The organism is Clostridium folliculivorans (assembly GCF_024341905.1).
In the GTDB taxonomy this organism is placed as follows: domain Bacteria; phylum Bacillota; class Clostridia; order Clostridiales; family Clostridiaceae; genus Clostridium_AR; species Clostridium_AR folliculivorans.
In genome coordinates, this window is record NZ_BQXY01000001.1 from 539,006 (window position 1) to 557,449 (window position 18,444).

14 protein-coding genes and 1 other RNA gene are annotated in these 18,444 nt (G+C 32.3%); 10 read left to right on the top strand and 5 right to left on the bottom strand.

Annotation, left to right across the window (positions count from 1 at the left end; translation table 11 throughout):
* Positions 1–93: 93 nt before the first annotated feature.
* From OCU55_RS02385 to rnpB, 3 genes are all read left to right on the top strand, one after another.
* Entirely contained in the window at positions 94–1,002 is a 909-nt protein-coding gene (locus OCU55_RS02385; RefSeq protein ID WP_261850711.1) for a LysR family transcriptional regulator, read from the top strand.
* Positions 1,003–1,366: 364 nt separating this feature from the next.
* Entirely contained in the window at positions 1,367–2,113 is a 747-nt protein-coding gene (locus OCU55_RS02390) for a DUF554 domain-containing protein (protein ID WP_261850712.1), read from the top strand.
* 231 nt (positions 2,114–2,344) lie between these two features.
* An RNA gene (gene rnpB / locus OCU55_RS02395) (RNase P RNA component class A) lies at positions 2,345–2,717 on the top strand.
* Positions 2,718–2,875: 158 nt separating this feature from the next.
* On the opposite strand, the gene OCU55_RS02400 is transcribed toward rnpB, so the two are convergent.
* The 3 genes from OCU55_RS02400 to OCU55_RS02410 all read right to left on the bottom strand — a co-directional run bounded on the left by OCU55_RS02400 (position 2,876) and on the right by OCU55_RS02410 (position 5,934).
* Positions 2,876–3,079: a tyrosine-type recombinase/integrase gene (locus OCU55_RS02400; RefSeq protein WP_345795581.1), complete on the bottom strand. Its 204-nt coding sequence runs from the start codon at positions 3,077–3,079 to the stop codon at positions 2,876–2,878.
* A 155-nt stretch (positions 3,080–3,234) separates the two neighbouring features.
* Positions 3,235–4,379 (bottom strand): IS3 family transposase gene (locus OCU55_RS02405; RefSeq protein WP_261850714.1). Its coding sequence is split into 2 segments (ribosomal slippage): positions 3,235–4,121 and positions 4,121–4,379, totalling 1,146 coding nucleotides; the frame shifts between segments, so codons are not numbered across the junction.
* A gap of 172 nt (positions 4,380–4,551) precedes the next feature.
* Complete coding sequence (locus OCU55_RS02410) at positions 4,552–5,934, bottom strand: hypothetical protein (RefSeq protein ID WP_261850715.1); 1,383 nt, start codon at positions 5,932–5,934, stop codon at positions 4,552–4,554.
* Between the two features lie 303 nt (positions 5,935–6,237).
* Between OCU55_RS02410 and OCU55_RS02415 the strand changes: the two genes are divergently transcribed.
* Positions 6,238–6,588: a hypothetical protein gene (locus OCU55_RS02415; RefSeq protein WP_261850716.1), complete on the top strand. Its 351-nt coding sequence runs from the start codon at positions 6,238–6,240 to the stop codon at positions 6,586–6,588.
* A gap of 126 nt (positions 6,589–6,714) precedes the next feature.
* On the opposite strand, the gene OCU55_RS02420 is transcribed toward OCU55_RS02415, so the two are convergent.
* Both OCU55_RS02420 and OCU55_RS02425 read right to left on the bottom strand, forming a co-directional pair.
* Positions 6,715–6,855, bottom strand: coding sequence for a hypothetical protein (locus tag OCU55_RS02420; RefSeq protein ID WP_261850717.1), 141 nt, complete (start codon positions 6,853–6,855; stop codon positions 6,715–6,717).
* Between the two features lie 21 nt (positions 6,856–6,876).
* Complete coding sequence (locus OCU55_RS02425; protein WP_261850718.1) at positions 6,877–7,674, bottom strand: hypothetical protein; 798 nt, start codon at positions 7,672–7,674, stop codon at positions 6,877–6,879.
* 282 nt (positions 7,675–7,956) lie between these two features.
* Between OCU55_RS02425 and OCU55_RS02430 the strand changes: the two genes are divergently transcribed.
* From OCU55_RS02430 to OCU55_RS02455, 6 genes are all read left to right on the top strand, one after another.
* Positions 7,957–8,316, top strand: a complete 360-nt coding sequence (locus OCU55_RS02430; protein WP_261850719.1) for a hypothetical protein — start codon at positions 7,957–7,959, stop codon at positions 8,314–8,316.
* Positions 8,317–8,512: 196 nt separating this feature from the next.
* Positions 8,513–8,863, top strand: coding sequence for an excisionase family DNA-binding protein (locus OCU55_RS02435; protein ID WP_261850720.1), 351 nt, complete (start codon positions 8,513–8,515; stop codon positions 8,861–8,863).
* A gap of 470 nt (positions 8,864–9,333) precedes the next feature.
* A complete protein-coding gene (locus OCU55_RS02440) occupies positions 9,334–9,744 on the top strand; it encodes a peptide deformylase (protein WP_261850721.1) in 411 nt (136 codons plus the stop codon).
* Between the two features lie 461 nt (positions 9,745–10,205).
* The gene (locus OCU55_RS02445) at positions 10,206–11,036 is read left to right on the top strand and encodes an SDR family oxidoreductase (RefSeq protein ID WP_261850722.1); all 831 of its coding nucleotides are present in this window, start codon (positions 10,206–10,208) and stop codon (positions 11,034–11,036) included.
* 434 nt (positions 11,037–11,470) lie between these two features.
* Complete coding sequence (fliB, locus tag OCU55_RS02450) at positions 11,471–12,628, top strand: flagellin lysine-N-methylase (RefSeq protein WP_261850723.1); 1,158 nt, start codon at positions 11,471–11,473, stop codon at positions 12,626–12,628.
* A 1,042-nt stretch (positions 12,629–13,670) separates the two neighbouring features.
* Positions 13,671–18,263, top strand: coding sequence for an FIVAR domain-containing protein (locus tag OCU55_RS02455; protein ID WP_261850724.1), 4,593 nt, complete (start codon positions 13,671–13,673; stop codon positions 18,261–18,263).
* The last annotated feature ends 181 nt before the right edge of the window (positions 18,264–18,444 follow it).

Genomic DNA, 18,444 nt, shown 5'->3' on the forward strand with positions numbered 1-18,444 from the left:
CATTAATTTATACATGCTAAAAGTCATAGGTGCGTGACTTTCGAACAAGTATAAATTAAGTTTCGATATAGGAAATCTTTAGTAGGAGTAGATATGGAAATTCGTCAATTGAAGTTTTTTATAAAAGTAGCAGAGCATAAAAATTTTACTATAGCAGCAGAAGAACTTTGTATATCTCAATCTGCCTTATCAAAACACATTAAGGCCTTGGAAAATGAACTAGGGGTAAGGCTTTTCGATAGGAGCAAGAGAAGGGTAAAGCTTACTGAAGCAGGTATAGAACTTTTAGATTATGCTAATATAATGATAAATACATATAATGAGATGCATATAGCAATGAATGAATATAAGGGAAGTAATAGAAATACTTTGACAATAGGTACGATTCCAGTTATGACTCAATATGGAATCCAATCACTAATTGCAAGCTTTGCTAAGAAGAACAATGATATTGATATCAACATTACTGAGGGCACTGGCCCAGAGGTCTTATCATTTCTTGATAATTCAAAAATAGATTTGGCATTAATTCGTACAGTTTCATTGTCAGAAGATATTTATAAAATAAATCCACTGATAGATGATGATTTAGTAATGATTGTTTCAAAGAATCACCAGTTTGCAAAAAAAGCTTCTGTTGATTTAGCTAAGGCATCTAAAGAAAATTTTATATTTTTAGATTCTGGGGTAGGGGTGTATAATATTAGCTTAAAAGCATGTAGAGAGTCAGGATTTGAACCTAAAGTTATATATAACTATAGCAGAATAGAAACCATAATTGGAATTGTAGCTGAGGGGATAGGCATATCATTATTAATGAGAAAAGTAGTAGAGTTTTTCAATAATAAGGATGTAGTAATGATTGAGTTAGACCAAAGAGTTACTACTACTTTGGCTTTAGTTGCCCAAACTCAGAAAAAGTCAACTGAAGCTATGAATAAGTTCTATTCCTATACAGATGAATGGCTTAAAGAGAATAAAGTGCAGAGGATAAATAAATAAGAGAACTTAAATAGTTAATAATCAAAGTAGAATTATTTTTAGAAGAATAGGATATTAGTTGGTTGAGGCGTATTAATATAGATTCTATTTAGAACTGGTTTATCTATAGATGTACCACTTCGAACCGAAATCTATTTTTAAAACTCTCACGGGTTCTGGTGAGAGGATTTAAAAATAATAAGTTTCATTACGAAGTGGTACATCCATATAGAAGATATATTCCAAATTGGAATATATCTTTTCTAATTCTGAATTGCTTAATAGTAATGGCCTAAATTATAATGAAATAAGACTTGGGCTAGAAGGTGTTTTGAATCCTTTTTAGTTATGAATTATATAAGTTAGTTAATGGAGGAGAATTAAAATGCCAATTGGAATAATAGTTAATGCATGTACAGTACTTTTTGGAGGGATAATAGGTGCAATTTTAGGTGAGAAAATACCAGTAAGATTAAGACGAGCTTTACCATTAACTTTTGGGGTAGCATCAATGGGAATGGGCGTGAATTATATAGTAAAAGTACACACTCTTCCTGCAGTAATACTAGCCTTAATACTTGGAAGCGCTATTGGTGAATTGATTAAGTTAGAGGAGATAATAGGAAAATGGGCTAAAAAAGCTAAAGAGCCTATTGAAAGATTATTTTATAGTAATAAAAACGATGTTTATGAAGAAGTTGCAGTCACATTAGAAAATCAAGATGCTTTTATGGAGAAGTTTGTTGGAATATTGATTTTATTTTGTGCCAGTGGAACTGGTATATTTGGTGCATTAAATGAGGGAATGACAGGAGATCATTCAATATTGATTACAAAGTCAATTCTAGACCTTTTTACTGCAGGAATATTTGCAGCTAGTCTTGGAATATTAGTAGGATTTATTTTTATTCCACAAATAATTATATTACTTACATTGTTCTTTGGAGCAACCTTTATATTGCCAATGACTACACCGAATATGATTGCTGATTTTACTGCATGTGGTGGCATAATAATGTTAGGAACAGGTTTTCGTATAAGTGAGATTAAGAATTTTCCAGTAGCCAATATGATACCAGCACTTATCTTAGTAATGCCTATATCGCATTTATGGGCTGTATTTATCCATTAATGTATGATTATTACTAAGTATGGATAGCTCTAAAGCTAAAAATATCTTTTTTAAATTTTTAAGTACTGATAAACGGTTTTTTTTATATAGTTTTGATTGTAGAGTTGACTATATGTAATGCAAATTTAATAAAGTTATAAACTGATAATAGAAAAATTTAGCCATATTATATTAAATATCCTATGAAAAATTATTTGCTTTATGTCGATTAGTATGATAAGATAAATCTTGCGAGTAAGCCAGACAATCGCTGCTGACGACAGTCAGGAGAGGAAAGTCCGAGCTCCGCAGGGCAGGGTGCTGGATAACGTCCAGTCGAGGCGACCCGAAGGAAAGTGCAACAGAGATATACCGCCAGAATTCTTTTTAAGAATGAGTATGATATTTATATCATCTGGTAAGGGTGGAAAGGCGAGGTAAGAGCTCACCAGCGTGATGGCGACTTCACGGCTCTGTAAACCCCACCTGGAGCAAGATCGAATAGAGAGGCATTATGGGATTGCCCGTCCCGCCTCTGGGTGTATCGCTGGAGCCCATCGGCAACGATGGGCCTAGATAGATGATTGTCAAATACAGAACTCGGCTTACAGACTTATCTCGCGCATTGAAAACACTAGGTTTTACCTAAGTGTTTTTTTATTTTGCCACCGATTTGCCACCGAGAATATTATTTAATTTTTCAGTAGCTTCTTTCTGCATTTCTTTATCTACATGAGAGTATATATTTGCTGTTGTAGACATCTCTCTATGGCCTAATCTTTCTTAAACGACTTTCATTGATACGCCTTGCTTCAGGAGTAGGGTTGCGTTGGTGTGTCTTAAATCATGGAATCTAATATTTTTTTCTATATTTGCAGCTTTAGTTAATTTCTTTAACTTATTCAAATAGTACATAGGATGAATAAACTTCCCAGTATCCCACAACATAATCAAGTCATAGCTTTTATCATTCCAGCTATTAGTTATATAAAATTCACCATATTGTAATTTACTTTTCTATTTACTTTTACATAACTTTCTAACCAATCAAGACTAAATTCAGTAATGGATCTTTAAGTTCAATACTTCAGATAAGACAACTGGACCTGTCAAGGTTTTGTAGACATGAAGTTAAGAGAATTTTATGAATTTTGTTTCTCAAATTGGGATGGAGAGAGATATCCCAATGAAGAATGTATTCTTTTCGTGTTGTAATATAATTCAATGTATTTAAAGATTTCTTTTTGAGCTTGTTCAGGTGTCGCATAGTGTGCTCCTTGAATGAGCTCTCTTTTTATTGTCCTGTAAAAAGACTCCATTACTGCATTATCATAAGGATTTCCTTTTCGACTATTGCTGTGTTTAGCTCCATGCTTTGAGAGAATAGCTCTAAAATTGCCGCCAGTATACTGAGAACCTTGATCGGTATGGACAATCAGTCCAGTCTCGGGGCGCTCCTTTCCATAAGCTTGTAAAAATGCCTCAATTACTAAATTATCTTTCATTCTGTTACCCATTGACCACCCAACAACTTTTCTAGAGAATAGGTCTACAAATACAGAAAGATATAGAGTACCTTTCTTAGTAGGAATATATGTAATGTCCCCAACCCAGATCTTGTTTTTGGCATCGGTTAAAAACATCTGATTTAACAAGTTAGGCCGTTCTTCGCCTCTATTTTTGAGATTATATTTTTTATAGTTATACCTGGTACCTTTCGGGCATAAATTCATTTCACGCATTAGTCTGGATATCCGTTTCCTGTTAGCATAAATTCCGCGCTCATTAAGAACTTTTCCAATGCGTATAGAACCGTAACGTCCTTTATGCTCATCGAATATTTCTTTAATAATTTCTTTCAAAGCTGCATTCTCAAGATCACGCTGGGAAGGTTTGTGATCTAGGTATTTATAGTAGCCTGATCTTGAAACTCCCAATGCTTTGCAGGCCTTCTTGATGTTTATATGATCTTGATTGTCTTTTATGAATTGGAATCTTATTTGTTCTTTCGCTTCAAGAAGGCCTGGTATTTTTTTAGCATATCTAATTCCTTTTTAAGTCCCTCATTCTCTTGTCTAAGCTTTTTTATCTCGTACTGACAAGAATAGAGTGCAGTCCCGTGACCTGGGAATGCACTCTCTCCATATTCTTCGTATTCATTGATCCAACGGTAGAGGGAGTTGTAGTGGATGTTTAAAGCTACGGCTGCCTCAGCGACAGACATGTCGTCATCCAAAACTAATTTTACCGCTGCAATCTTAAATTGTTTATCATATGAACGTCTCATAAAGTAGCCACCTTTCACTATTTTTTCTTAACTCTGTGTCTACTTTATTGTACCATGTCCAAATTTTTATTTTTTAATCTGTCTACTTTAAGGGGAGCATATCAAGTTTATATGGCTTTTATGGGGCAAGAAGAATAGTTAACTAAATTAAAGACCTAGAAGGAATATCCTTCTAGATCTTTTTTCTATTAGTTAATTTAAATGAACCAATAGAAAATTCTAAGTTAGAGATTTTTTGCAAGTTATTTTCTGATTGTATCGAGAAAGTTACATTGTTAGTATAACTTTTCCAATATTCCATTACATAAATCTTAATTGTACCATCTTTCTCTTCTTGAGGTTCAGAAATATCATATCCTATAAAATCTGATAAATTATTTCTATTATATGTATCGTCAATAGACCATTTCTTGCTTAAGAGATCCTTAGAAAGAATGTTTGAACTAAAGTATTTATCTGTAAATAAAGAAATATATTTTTCGGGATTTTTGTTTTTAATTCTGTAATCATAATAATTACTTATTAAATCAATAGACTTTAAATGAAGTGAATCATGCTTTTTTGATGAGTCAAATGCGTTATACTCTTCCATTTTTTTTGCATCATATATTTCAATAAAATCTATTTTATCTTTCGGTATATTTACTAATCTATTTGGAGCCGTAGTGAACCCGATAAAAAAGTCATTATTGTTATCTAAGTAATAATAGTCAGTAGAAACACCTTGGGAATGCACAATAGCCTTTTTCATTGTCCCATCTTTATCGTTCAATTTATTTAATTTAGTTTGAAACGAAAATGCACCGAACATATACGTTGAAAACGAAACATATATTATTAAAACAATACATAGGCAAGTTGCTTTTACAAAACTATCCCTAATTGTGTAAATATTATATAGTATGAATATAATAATAAATATATAGGAAGAGTAATATAAAGTCATAAATATGGTACCAACTTTATAAGTTAGTGGATTGGAAACACCTATAAATGTAAAATGCAATAGCAAACAAGCCAAGATTGAAAAGTACAGTTTATAAAAAAAATAATTACTGGTTCCATAAAACTTAAAAATTTTTAAGATTTCAACTTTAAAATCCTTTATTGTACGAATAACGGATTTTAAAGGCTGTATTTTTATATTAACAATAGAAGTTTTTATACACGCGAGGAAATTTTTTAATCTAGTAATTTTGGATAATTTAAATCTAATTCTAGCTAAAACTCTAATAAAAGGTTTAAATATAAATAATCCTAACAATATTATGCACATATCAATAAGAATACTTGGGAGTGAACTAAATAGATAGTTTAAGCCGTTTAATAAATATAATTCTTTTGAAAACATGGTAAAACCTAAGTAGCCACTTAAGAAGTTATTTAATGGTCCATCACTGGAGTTAAATGCCAATGTCAATCCGCTAGTGAATAGAAAACCAAGGTAAAACACTAATATCGGAAGCGCAACGGTATACTCTAATAAAGTCGAATATTTCATTAATTTGCTTACTGGACTTTCAGCTTTTTTAAATTTTTCATTACTGTTATACATAATTGCTCCTTTTTAAAAAACTTTATTCCTTAACATTTTTGCAAAATTTGTACATGTTGTAAAGAAAAGTCTAATTCAAAATAATAAGATTCATATATTGATTATAGAGTTCTTATATATTTGTAAAATGCTAGACTAGTATGGTTAATTATAAAAGAACAGTGGAGAGTTTATGGGGAAAAATAAATTATTAATAATATGTTGATTAACTGTATTTATAGGTGGCACTACTCTGCTATTGGAAAAATAAAAAGAGGTATACACTTTAGCTGCTGGATTGTTGGGGGTGGATACTTTTATGATTTGTTTAGAATCTCTACAAATGATAATATTATGGATTTGATAAATAAGAATGAGGAACAAAATAAAATTAAATCACAGGAGAGGAAAGAACTAGGGAAAAGATTAACTACAGGAAAATATGAAAGATTAGCACAATATAGGAGAGAAGGAATTCCATATTGTCCTAAGTGTCATTCTACAAGTTTATCAGCAAATCAAAAAGGATATGGATATGGTAAGGGATTTGTTGGAGCAGCAGTTGTTGGGCCAATAGGAGCATTTGCTGGAGGCATAGGTAGTAAGAAAGTAATGATAATTTGTTTAAATTGTGGCATAAGTTTAAACAAAAGAAAAGATTGTTTTAGTTATTAACCAGTAGACTAGAGGGAGAAACCCTTCTAGTTTTTTTATTTCTAATATATATTCTATATAAATAATTTATGAAAAGAAGAATAATGGCACATAAGAAAGCTATCTTCCTTATGTGCCATTACATATTTATAGTATATTTTTATCTTTTAGATGTTTAACTGCACTTATTATTGCATATTTTATTACAAAAAATAAAACTATAGGAAATATTATAATCCCAGCAAAAGCTTCAAATAATTGACTTGTTATTAAAAAAAAGTTATCCATAATATATTTATATCCTTAATATTAGCGCTTTGTCATGAACATATAGTATTTTGTTTCAAATACATTAAGCTCAAGAGTATATCCGCTAGTTTTTGTATAAAGACCACCAGCGCTAGACACTTGAGTCATTGAAGCATATGCAAGTGCTGGTTGTGTACCAGTTTGGACTGCACGAACTATTGTTGGTTGATTATATGTCCAAGTGCCATAACCCCAACCAGTAGTATCGTGTGCGTTATATATTGTAGAACCGCCGCCTCTATATTCAGTGAAAGAGGTTACAAATCCTGCATGGGATGTTCCGTAATTTCCTTCAATAAATTCGTCAACGTACTCAGTTGAATAATTGCTAGTGTACACATAATTAGGAGTTATCAAATTTTTATTTGCTATTGGTAAAGTTTTTTTAGCTATAGGCTTTGATGTTAATTTTATATAAGATCCATCTGGAAACTTGTACATTTTAGTTTTAGATGCTAGCAGTGCTTGTTTGCTAGTAGGTTTAGTAAAAGCAAAGAATTCCTTAGGAACTTTTGCTAGCTTTTCTGGGGTCTCAGCATCTAATACTTGTCCGTTTTTAAGCTTAGTTATACATCTTTCTATACTTGTATTGTCTAAACCATCTTTAGCAAATTGTTCTCTTATAAGCTTTTCCTCTTGATAAGTAATTAGAGATTTTGAATTGAAATAATTAGAATTAATTGATTGGCTTGTCTTAGGAGCATCTAAAGTTTTAGCATGTGCAATTGATGGTGTGAAAACTCCTATTGTTAAGCTTAATGATAATAATAATGCATAAATTTTTGTTCTTTTTTTCATGTAGAGCCTCCTTTAAATTACAATAAATTATTTTATATGTTATAATTTGTAAAGTGTTATCATTATAAGTTGCATAAGTTATATTGTCAACCAATATTTTGTAAAAAATAATATAAAATTCCAAGTAAATGTTTGATGAATTTATTGAAAGATGTTAAATTATTAAAGTTTGATATATCTAAGAGATACAAAAGAAGTGATTTGAAGTAAATTAGATATGGGATAAAGTATTTTTATTGGGGACATGAAATTTAATAGGGTAACTAAGAGGGGGAAAGCGAGATGTATAGCTACTACAAGAAAATTGATGTAGAAGAACAAATGCTATTTGATAGTGAAATAGCAAGGTTATTTAAAATATATTCAGTTGCTAACAAGAAAGATTTTGGTGAGGTTATAGGAAAACCACATTATGCTCTAGTTAAAGTTATCCTAGATGAATACATAAAAGAAAATAACATAGAGCTAGAGGAACTTTACTATCCAACTTATCTTGGAATGGGACAAGTTTATCCAGAGAGTGTATATAATCCTGCTATAGAAAGGTTCTTAGAAGAGCATTACTGGTATGACTTAACACAAACTTATACCAGCAAGGACGGAAAAGAATACAAATTTGTATGGGTTAAGAATCGAATTTAAGAGAGCAATTAAGCTCTCTTTTTATATTACTCTAATAATTATATATAATAAGTCAAAATAAGAAAATCAATGCTTTTAAATAATTACAAAAGGTTTTAATCACTCTAAAATTAAATTGATTGTTCACTCTTATCAATTAATGATGATCTATATAAAGTTTATTACTTATTATGTTGGTAATAATCAACAGATAGAGGTGATTATTATAGAAACAAATTATGATAAACTTAGAGAAATAATAAAAGAAGCTATTGAAGATTCTTTTATTAATATGTCAATAAATATATCTAAATCAAAACCTAATATTAGAGAAAGTATTACTACAAATAGTAATGAATTAAATAGTTTAGGTAGTTATAATAAGTTAACATTAACTATAGCTGAGGCAGCAGAACTTACTGGCATAGGGAAGGGGAAACTAATGGAGTTAGCACATAGTAAAAATTCAGATTTTCCTGTTTTTCGTGTTGGTTCAAAATTTTTAATTAATAGAGATAAGCTAATTGAATGGCTAAACAAGTTAAGTATTGAGCGTAGAATACTTTAATAATAGAATGGGTGGCAAAATATAAAAATGCCACCCATTTGCCACCGTAACTACAAAGTTTTTATTTTTATATATTTTTATACAATTATATATAACTCTACGTAAGTATAGTAATATCAATATGTTTAGAGTTTTTATTTGTATTTATTTATATATAAATTTACCGCTTGTTTCAAATACAGAACTCGGCTTACAGACTTATCTCGCGCATTGAAAACACTAGGTTTGACCTAAGTGTTTTTTTATTTGCATTCTAAAATTCTATTTACTTTTAAATAGCTTTCTAGTCACTGAAGACTAAATTCAGTTATTCTAATTTTTTAAATGTTTATTAAGTTAAGAACTTATAGCTAATTATAGGAAAAGATATTGTCTAGCAAATTTATTTAATAGAGTTAGATTATATGATATATTTTAAAATCATAGCTTATTTTAATAAAAAATATAACTGAAAAAAAGGGGTATAAATTATGATAAAACCAATTGTAAAAGATATATTGTTTTTAGGACAAAAATCAGAAGAGGCAACTAAAAATGATATAGCAGTAATTGATGATTTAATAGATACATTGAGAGCAAACTTAGAAAATTGTGTTGGATTGGCTGGTAATATGATTGGAGTTAAAAAGCGTATATTAGTATTTACTGCTGGCAACCTTATTGTGCCTATGATAAATCCAGTTATATTAAAGAAAGAAAAGCTTTATGAAACAGAAGAGAGTTGTTTATCTTTAATTGGCTTTAGAAAAACAAAGAGATATGAAATGATAGAGGTAGAATATCTTGATAGAAATTTTAAGAAGCAAAAGCAAGTGTTTACTGGATTTATAGCACAAATAATTCAACATGAAATGGATCATTTTGAAGGTGTAATAATCTAATTGAAAAACCTTCAAAGGATATTTTAAAAGAAGATAATCCTACTGATCGAAAGCAAAATATAGAAGCTGTTGTAAATCTTCTGATAAAAGGACTTAAAAATCCTAATAAATGAATCGTGTAAGAGATGGAAGCAAGCCCAGCCATCTAGCATTAGAGATAGAACTAGAATTTTCATAAGGGCTTACAAAACTCCAAATATCATGAGCTAAAGTTTTTAGCCCTTGACTTTCCTAATAGGATTGTTGAGGGCTTTATTTATATTCCAAGACCCTGACTAGGCTTAAAAAAGCATGGCTAAACTGAAAGTTGGAAGAACATTTTTCTATAAAATTTATTACAGGTTACATATTTTATGTATTGTAATCTGTAATAAGTCGTTGTATTATTAATATTATCAGTTACAGATTATAATAAGTGTAACTAATAATGTTAGTTCAGAACTTTTAAGGAGGATTTTTTTATGCGTGTTTTTGTAACAGGAGCAACAGGTTATATCGGTTCTGAGGTTGTCCGGGAACTCATTGATGCTGGACATGAAGTCATTGGTTTAACACGCTCAGATAATGGTGCATTAAAATTAAAAGCAGCTGGAGCCGAAGTGCACCAAGGCTCACTTGATGACCTAGATAGCCTTCGCAGTGGTGCTGCTATTGCAGATGGCGTTATTCATCTGGCATTTAAGCACGATTTCTCGGATTTTGCAGGTTCACTTGCTACAGATTTACAAGCAATCGAGGCGATAGGGGAAGTGCTTGAGGGAACTGGTAAACCATTTTTGACCACAGCTCATGCAAATGGTACAGCATCAGATGACGCAACTTTGGCGCTTGCAAAGCGTGGTGTAAGGGCGTCAGTCGTGTCGCTTTCAACATCTGTGCATGGGGATGGCGATAAGGGGTTTATTCCACGATTAATCAATATTGCCCGTGAAAAAGGTTTCTCTGCATACATCGGCGACGGGTCTAACCGATGGCCGGCTGTACATCGTTTAGATGCGGCACGACTTTTTCGTTTGGCTTTGGAATCTGCCCCAGCAGGATCAAAACTGGATGGGGTTGGAGATGAGGGTATACCGTTCCGTGATATAGCAGATGTAATCGGTAGCCAGCTGAACTTACCAGTAGTCAGTATTACAAGGGAGGAGGCAGAGGCTCACTTCGGTTTTCTAGGTCCTATTGCAGCTCTTGAGATCCCAAGATCCAGTACACCGACTCAAGAGCTCTTGAACTGGAGGCCAGTGCATCCTACTCTGATATCAGATCTCGAACAAGGGGATTACTTTAAAAAATGATCTAGTGCCAAATGCAACTACTGATGACCAACAAATTAAGTGGAATCTGAAGTAAGTCAGCAGCAAAGCTTTAGACTGAAGAACAGAAATTAAATATGATGCATATGCCTGTAGGTAGGTCTATAATAAATTTTAGGAGCTATAAAAGTCTATATGATTTTTATAGCTTTTTAGTTTAGAAAGAATTATGCTGAAAATTTGAATTTAAAAATAAGATTAAATATAATATATAAGAGGGAAATTTTGTTTTATGATGCAATGAACCTTATCATAAGTAACGGAGGTTTTCTTGTAGATAATGATTATATTAAAGTAATAACTCCGTTTCAAAGTTTAAGGGTGCTAAGTATAAATCCCTAGTTACTTGATGATATCATCAATAGGTATTAAAATTAAGGAATAACTAAAAAAATATAAGTGGGATGAGATAAGAAATGAAGATTCGAGTACCAGATTATTTTAAAGAATTCAAATGCATAGCCTCAGAGTGTGAAGATACATGCTGCGCTGGGTGGGAGATCGTAATTGATGATGAGACATATAATAAATATCAAAAGGTAGATGGAGAGTTTGGAAAAAGACTACATGATAAGATAGTGAATCGTGATGGAGAAAATATATTTGTATTAAAAGGTAATGACTGTGCATTTCTAAATGAAAACAAAATGTGTGATATATATACTGAGCTTGGGGCTGATACTCTTTGCTATACCTGCAGGCAGTATCCAAGATACACTGAAGAGTTTGGTGGCTTACGTGAAATAGGGCTATCACTGTCCTGTCCAGAAGCAGCAAGAATAATATTAAGAGGCAATAAAAAAGTAGAATTTGAAGTAAGTGAAATTGAAGAAGAAATAACTTCATATAATGATATTAATGCTATGCTTTTTATTTATCTTTTGCAAAGCAGAAAAATAGTTTTTGATATTCTTCAAAACAGTGATATTGTGCTAGAGGATAGAGTTTCTTTAATTCTCAAATTTACTAGTGAAGTTCAAGCGGTAATAGATGAAAATAATATAATGGGAATAAAAGCCGTTAATGAAAAATACGTAAACAATGACGTTAGAAATGAAATTGTTAATAGTTTTGATAAATATAAAGGTAATGGAATCATCAAATATAATAATATGCATGAGTTTTTTAAAGTGTTCAAAGAATTAAAACATATAAACTCAAATGATCCGTTAGGATTACATAAGGTATTAAACTATTTTTGGCAGTGTGATAGTGATGCAGAACTTTATTTAGATAAACATAAACAATTTAATGAGTATTATAAAGAAAAGATGTACAAGTTTGAAAATCTGCTAGTTTACTTTGTATTTAGATATTTTATGAAAGCTGTTTTTGATTATGATGTAGCGGCAAAAGTGAAAACAGCGGTGGTTAGTTACTTAATGATTAAGGAATTATTTTTATTTAGATGGATAGAAAGCGGACAACTTACAGATAAAGATGCAGTTGATATAATGCACATGTATTCTAAAGACGTTGAGCATTTAGAGGAAAATATAGAGAATTTAGCAGAGATATTTGAAACTAACAAGGTGTTTAACTTAAATGGATTTTTAAGCATATTGATGAACTAATAGCTTTATGATATCAACAGGTTGGTACAATAGTGGTTAGGTTTGATCTAGGCGTGACCACGTATTTGATGATGAAAATAGAAAAGAGTAACAATAAGTGGCTTTCATTGGAGTGTTAAAGTACTAAGTATAAGTGCAGGCCCATGAGTTATGAGTTGTTGTACAAAAGACTTACTGTAATAAAGCAAGTCTTTTATACATCAATTAATAAATTCAGGTCTGGAGTTGTCCATACTTAGTGCGTGACAAAAGTATAACTGTAAATATAATACATGCTGTTCCTAACCACTGAAGCATACCCAAAGGAGTATGTAGCCAAAATACAGATAAAAGAGCTGCAGATAAACGTTCAACATAGGATATTTCAATAATCAATAATGTTAAAAGATCGTGGTGCTAGTAAAAAAGTCATATCAGAAGTCAGGAATTTCAAATCAGAAAATGATTGGAAAACCTGGCTCTTTTTCATATTCTGATATCTGGAGACAAGGTGAAATTATTAAGTATAAAGAAATAATGAAGAGTGTTGACTAATGGAATTCGTAAAGATAGTGATACTTAAGTAAAAAAAATACAAACAATTTCAATACTTTCAGTTCTTATAAGAAAGCTCTCTTAGAATCAGCAAAATAACACAATTTAAAGTTTCTATTTTGTATTAATTATTTGCTATATATAATTTATATTTATATGTGTGTGTTTACAATAGTTTCACATGCATTCAATATACATAATAAATAGAATAGAAGCTAAATGGTAAACGTTATCTTTACAGTATTATTCTACTGGCTTCATTTCTATAATGCTGATTGTTATTCCTAATAGAACTATATATTGAGTATCCCAATAGGTTATTTAGAAAAAGTAATAGTCATTTTAGACTTTAATCAAAAGGAGGATTAAATACAAACGTAAGTTTCTTGAATTTGCAATAGTAAGGGGGGAGAAGTGATATTCTTATGAATTTAAATTTATAATGGCAGAAGTAATATATTAATTTAAGAAAACTTGTTGAAAATACTTATTATAATGGAGGGGGAAAATGATTAAAAGAGTGATTTCAAAAAAGGTTTCTCTGGCAGTAAGTGTATGCTTATTGCTTTCAACAGTTTTGCAAAATGGGATGATATATGCAGATGAGAAAGGTACAACCCTTGCTATAGAACAAAATCAAGTAAACGGCGAGGGTACTATTGACCTTACTAAGGATGGAAATGTTGACTGGATGCATTTAAAGGGAGATGGTTCTGGTAATATTACACAAATTAAGAAGGCAAGTACCCCCAGTGCTATTTCCTTTAATACATTATCAAACACAGGCACTGAGGGAAAAGTGGATAAGGGTGGAGACTCAGACTATCTATCATATAGCTGGAAAGATGGTATGTCAGGATATGAAACAGGTTCTAAGGATACAGGTTTTGGCGTTTTCTTCCCAAAAGATACAAGAAGTGCTGGTACCTGTAGTGGTAATGTTGGATGGAACTTTAATGTAGCAGCACAGCAAAAGGAAACCACTGTAGTATTTGGTTTGGGAGTTTGGCAGGCAAAAGTAGATGTAAAATTCTATATAGAAGGCGAAGCTACACCTGTTGAAATAAAATCAATACAGGCTGGTGGGACCTCTCAGGTATATAAGTTTCAAGTAACCATACCTGCAAATAAGGAACTAAAGGTTGAGGGTATGCAAACGGAGACATTATCGCAGTGGGGAAATTTTTCACTCTCAGGTATAGCAGTAGGATCTAACAAATTAAATATTGTACAAACACAAGTTAACGGTGTGTATACTTTTGACCTATCACAGGTTGGAAATGTTGATTGGATGCATTTAAAGGGCGATGGCTCAAATGGTATTATACAGATTAAGAAGGGAGCTTCACAAAATGCTATTTCCTTTGGCGCACTTCCCAATACTGTAACCGAAGGCAAAGAAACTAATGGTGATGCCAACCATGTAGCTAGCACCTGGAATAATGGCATGGCAGGATATGAAAAAGGTACTAACGATACTGGCTTTGGTGTTTTTTTACCATTAGCAGAGGATAGAGAAGCTGGTACCTGTAAAGATAATGTAGGTTGGAATTTTTCAGTAGCCTCACAACCTACCCCAACAACTGTAGTATTTACTGCTGGTCTTTGGCAGGCAAAGGTAGATGTGAATTTTTATTTAGATGATGTATATGTTGGTAAAAAGAGTATGGATGCAGGGGATACAGCTCAAATATACAAATATCAAGTGGATATACCTGCTAATACGGTGTTAAAGGTTAAGGGTGTACAGACATATAAAAATGCCCATGATGGTAATTCATCAGTATCAAGTATAGCAGTAAGCAATGGTGAAATTATTAATAAGCAACCTTTGCAAGATCTTTACAATGACTTTATGGGTATAACTCAAAGCTTTTTTACTGATGACTCTTGGAAGAAATTTGAGGATTCTAGAGCTGCTGCAAAAACAGTACTAGATAAAGTTGATGCTACACAAGCAGAGGTAGATAATGCAAAATCCGCCCTTGAGCAGGCTCAAAAAAATCTTGTAAGAAAAGATACAAATATAATGATCGACTATACGAGCAATCAAAAAGGGTTAAGTTATGCATTGGGGCATCTTACAGATCAACAGGATAGATATCAAACCTTTACATCTAATGTAAACTTTAATATGGGATATGTCCAAGTGGAACTAACAAAAGCATCAGATGATGGAAGTGATTTAGTAGTAAAGCTATATGCAACAGATAGTAATGGACTACCTAAGGGAGCTGCACTAACTCAAACTACCGTAAGTAAAAAGGACGTTGTAAGTGGTGGATTAACTACAGTTAAGCTTGGTTATGAAATAGTAGCTAATACAAGGTATGCAATTGATGTGACTCAGAGTACCCTTCAAAATAATGTATATTGCTGGACAGTTATGCCTAAGAATTATTATACGAAAGATGAAATTTTCGGTAAAACTGTTTCAGGAAGCTTTGTGCCTGAAGGACAACTTGGCACTGGAATACTAAAAGTTATAAAAGAAGTAAGTGTGAATAGAAGCATTCTAGAGGGTTTGGTATCGGAAGTAAGTGATTATAATAAGAATATATATACCGTTGAATCTTGGTTATCACTATGCGATGCTTTAACATCAGCAAAAAATTGTCTAAACAACTTTGATGCTACACAGGATGAAATTAATGTGGAAGTAAGCAAGCTTCAAGCTGCGAAGAACAAGTTAGTTATAAATATTGATATTGAAAAATTTGATAAAGTTATTAATAGTCTTGATAAAGTAGCAGTTAAAGGATATACTGACGCTTCTGTAGCCATATTGAATGATGCTATTGCAAAGGCAAAGTTATTAGGCAGAAGAGCTTCAGACAATGAGAAGCTACAGGCATATGCAGCTATCCTAAATGCTATTTCAAAGCTTCAGGTATCTGGAAAATATACATCTGAAACAGATGGTGGACTTACAGGTTCATTTGGTTTTGAAGGTGATATGAACGCTCCGATTGCATTTATTGATGGTTCCTTTAAGATAGTAAGTAGAGGAAATCTGATGGTTAGATTTGGTGTGACAGGCATCAAACAGAAAGGAGCTTCAATTCAGTGGTACAATAGAGACGGCTATTTGCCTTGCTATGTTAGCGAATATACAGTAGATGATGTTAACTATAAGATTGAAGAGTTTGCTAATAAGCATATAATTGATGGGAACCCAGTAGAAGTTGCTTATGTAAAAATGACTGCAACGAACCTCTCCCATGAAAAACGATTGCTTCCTGTTGTATCACAAGAATTATTGCCACTAAATGATGAAGCTGAATCTTCTTTAGTGATTAATAAAGGAGAAACAGTTGTAAGAGAATACGCAATTAAAACAGATAGATTTGAAAATGAGGGACATTCAGGTAACGGATATGATATATCACCTAAAGTTGAGTTCCCAACTGATCAGAAGATTATCGAAGCTGCAAAATCAACTGATAGAAAATGTAAATCTAGTGTGTTTGAAAATAACTATAAAGTCATGAGAACATATTGGGATAATAGACTTGCTGGAATAATTGATATAAGTCTGCCTAATAGTAAGGAAGCAAACGATAAGGATAGCTTGGTAAATGCTTATAAGGCAGGGTATATATATACCCTTATCATAAAAGATAACAAGTTTTTACATGTTGGTGAAAATGGTTATGATAGATTATTTTCACATGATACAATCGGAATTTTACAGTCACTTATTACAGCTGGTGATTTTAAGGATGCAAAAAACTATCTTGTAAGTGTGCCAATGACTGGTGGTATAAATATTGAAAACGGTAAAATAGATTCTGATTTGTATTGGGATGCAAACTGGAAACTACCATGGGCATACTCTGTGTACTTGAGCAAAACTGGAGATCTTGAATTTATAAAAGAAAAGTTTGAAAATGTTATAAAAACAACGGCACATTCAATTCATGATGATCGTACAGGCGCAGCACATGATGGTATCATGAAAAACACTTTGGCCATAGACGCCTATGGGCAATGGACTGTTGATGACCAAGCAGCATTAATGGGTCTTACAGCGTATAAATATATTTGTAGTGAATTGGCTAATAAGGAAAGTATTCAAAGTACTAAAGATTATTATTTATCAGAAGTTCAGTGGGCTAAAGCTGAGTATGACAGCTTGTTGAAAGTTGTTACGGATACACTTGAAAAGACCATTAGTAGCAATAACTTAAACTATATGCCAGCTTCACTTGTTGAGCCTAATACTAAAAACAGATGTGGTGATATTAGAGATGCAAACTGGGCATCAGCATTGTTGTTTGGTGGCTTTACTTGGGATGGATATCTATATGGTGCAGATCAAAGTAAAGCAGGAGCCAATATTAGCATGATAGACCAGACTTACGCATATGGAATTGATAGGCGTAAAAACTTACCAGAAGCATCTCCTTATAATTTTGGAGGATATCCTCATGGATGGTATTCCAGTGCATACAATGCAGGATATGGCATTGCGGCACTTCGTGGTAAAGACTATAGAGATATAGGAATAAAAGCTTATGAATATTCAATAAACAGTACTATGAGCTCGCCTTTTGGTTGGTGGGAAGGTATTGGACCAACAAATTATCCAGAACAAGATCCAACTTCTCCAGTATGGAAACACGATAATGCAGCATCCGGTGGAGGATCCAATCAGCATATGTGGGGACAGGCAACAGCCTCAAAAGTTCTATATGATTCACTTATAGCTGAAAAAATTTATAATGATAACAAAAACGTTGATTTTATTATAGGACGCGGTATTCCAAATGAATGGGTAGAACATGCCACAGCTGATAATAAAGTTATTGCTAGCGTGAAAAACTATCCTGTACTTCAAGGAGGCCGGGCAGGTTACAAAATCGAGAGAAAAGGTAATAAACTGAAAGTAACCTTTGATTTAAATAAAGAAAATTCAAAAGTTGCGAAAGGTACAAAAGAACAATGGAGTGTTCAACTCCCAATAATGGTAAACAATATAGTAGGCACAACTGTAGGTACAATTGATAACGCGAATGGTGTTGTGGAAGTTCCAGTTAATACCACTGAAGTAACAATTACACTAGGCAAAATAGGTTCTTCTGTAAGTGTAAATAGATGAGTATGGATAAAAAGATATTGTCCTTTCCAGTTGGTGGAATGAATTTGTGATTCAAAGGCTACATTTGAGCTTGTAGGTGTATAAAAAGTAATAAAGGTTACCTAATGTAGATATACTTAGGTAACCTTTTCTATTATAATATTATGATTTTTACTAAAATCTAGATTCCGTTGTTGGAGGC

What these genes read in the sequence shown, in the direction of transcription:
- OCU55_RS02385 (WP_261850711.1), top strand. Translation starts at nt 94, where the DNA reads ATGGAAATTCGTCAATTGAAGTTTTTTATAAAAGTAGCAGAGCATAAA.
- OCU55_RS02390 (WP_261850712.1), top strand. Translation starts at nt 1,367, where the DNA reads ATGCCAATTGGAATAATAGTTAATGCATGTACAGTACTTTTTGGAGGG.
- OCU55_RS02410 (WP_261850715.1), bottom strand. Translation starts at nt 5,934, where the DNA reads ATGTATAACAGTAATGAAAAATTTAAAAAAGCTGAAAGTCCAGTAAGC.
- OCU55_RS02420 (WP_261850717.1), bottom strand. Translation starts at nt 6,855, where the DNA reads ATGGATAACTTTTTTTTAATAACAAGTCAATTATTTGAAGCTTTTGCT.
- OCU55_RS02425 (WP_261850718.1), bottom strand. Translation starts at nt 7,674, where the DNA reads ATGAAAAAAAGAACAAAAATTTATGCATTATTATTATCATTAAGCTTA.
- OCU55_RS02430 (WP_261850719.1), top strand. Translation starts at nt 7,957, where the DNA reads ATGTATAGCTACTACAAGAAAATTGATGTAGAAGAACAAATGCTATTT.
- OCU55_RS02440 (WP_261850721.1), top strand. Translation starts at nt 9,334, where the DNA reads ATGATAAAACCAATTGTAAAAGATATATTGTTTTTAGGACAAAAATCA.
- OCU55_RS02445 (WP_261850722.1), top strand. Translation starts at nt 10,206, where the DNA reads ATGCGTGTTTTTGTAACAGGAGCAACAGGTTATATCGGTTCTGAGGTT.
- fliB (WP_261850723.1), top strand. Translation starts at nt 11,471, where the DNA reads ATGAAGATTCGAGTACCAGATTATTTTAAAGAATTCAAATGCATAGCC.
- OCU55_RS02455 (WP_261850724.1), top strand. Translation starts at nt 13,671, where the DNA reads ATGATTAAAAGAGTGATTTCAAAAAAGGTTTCTCTGGCAGTAAGTGTA.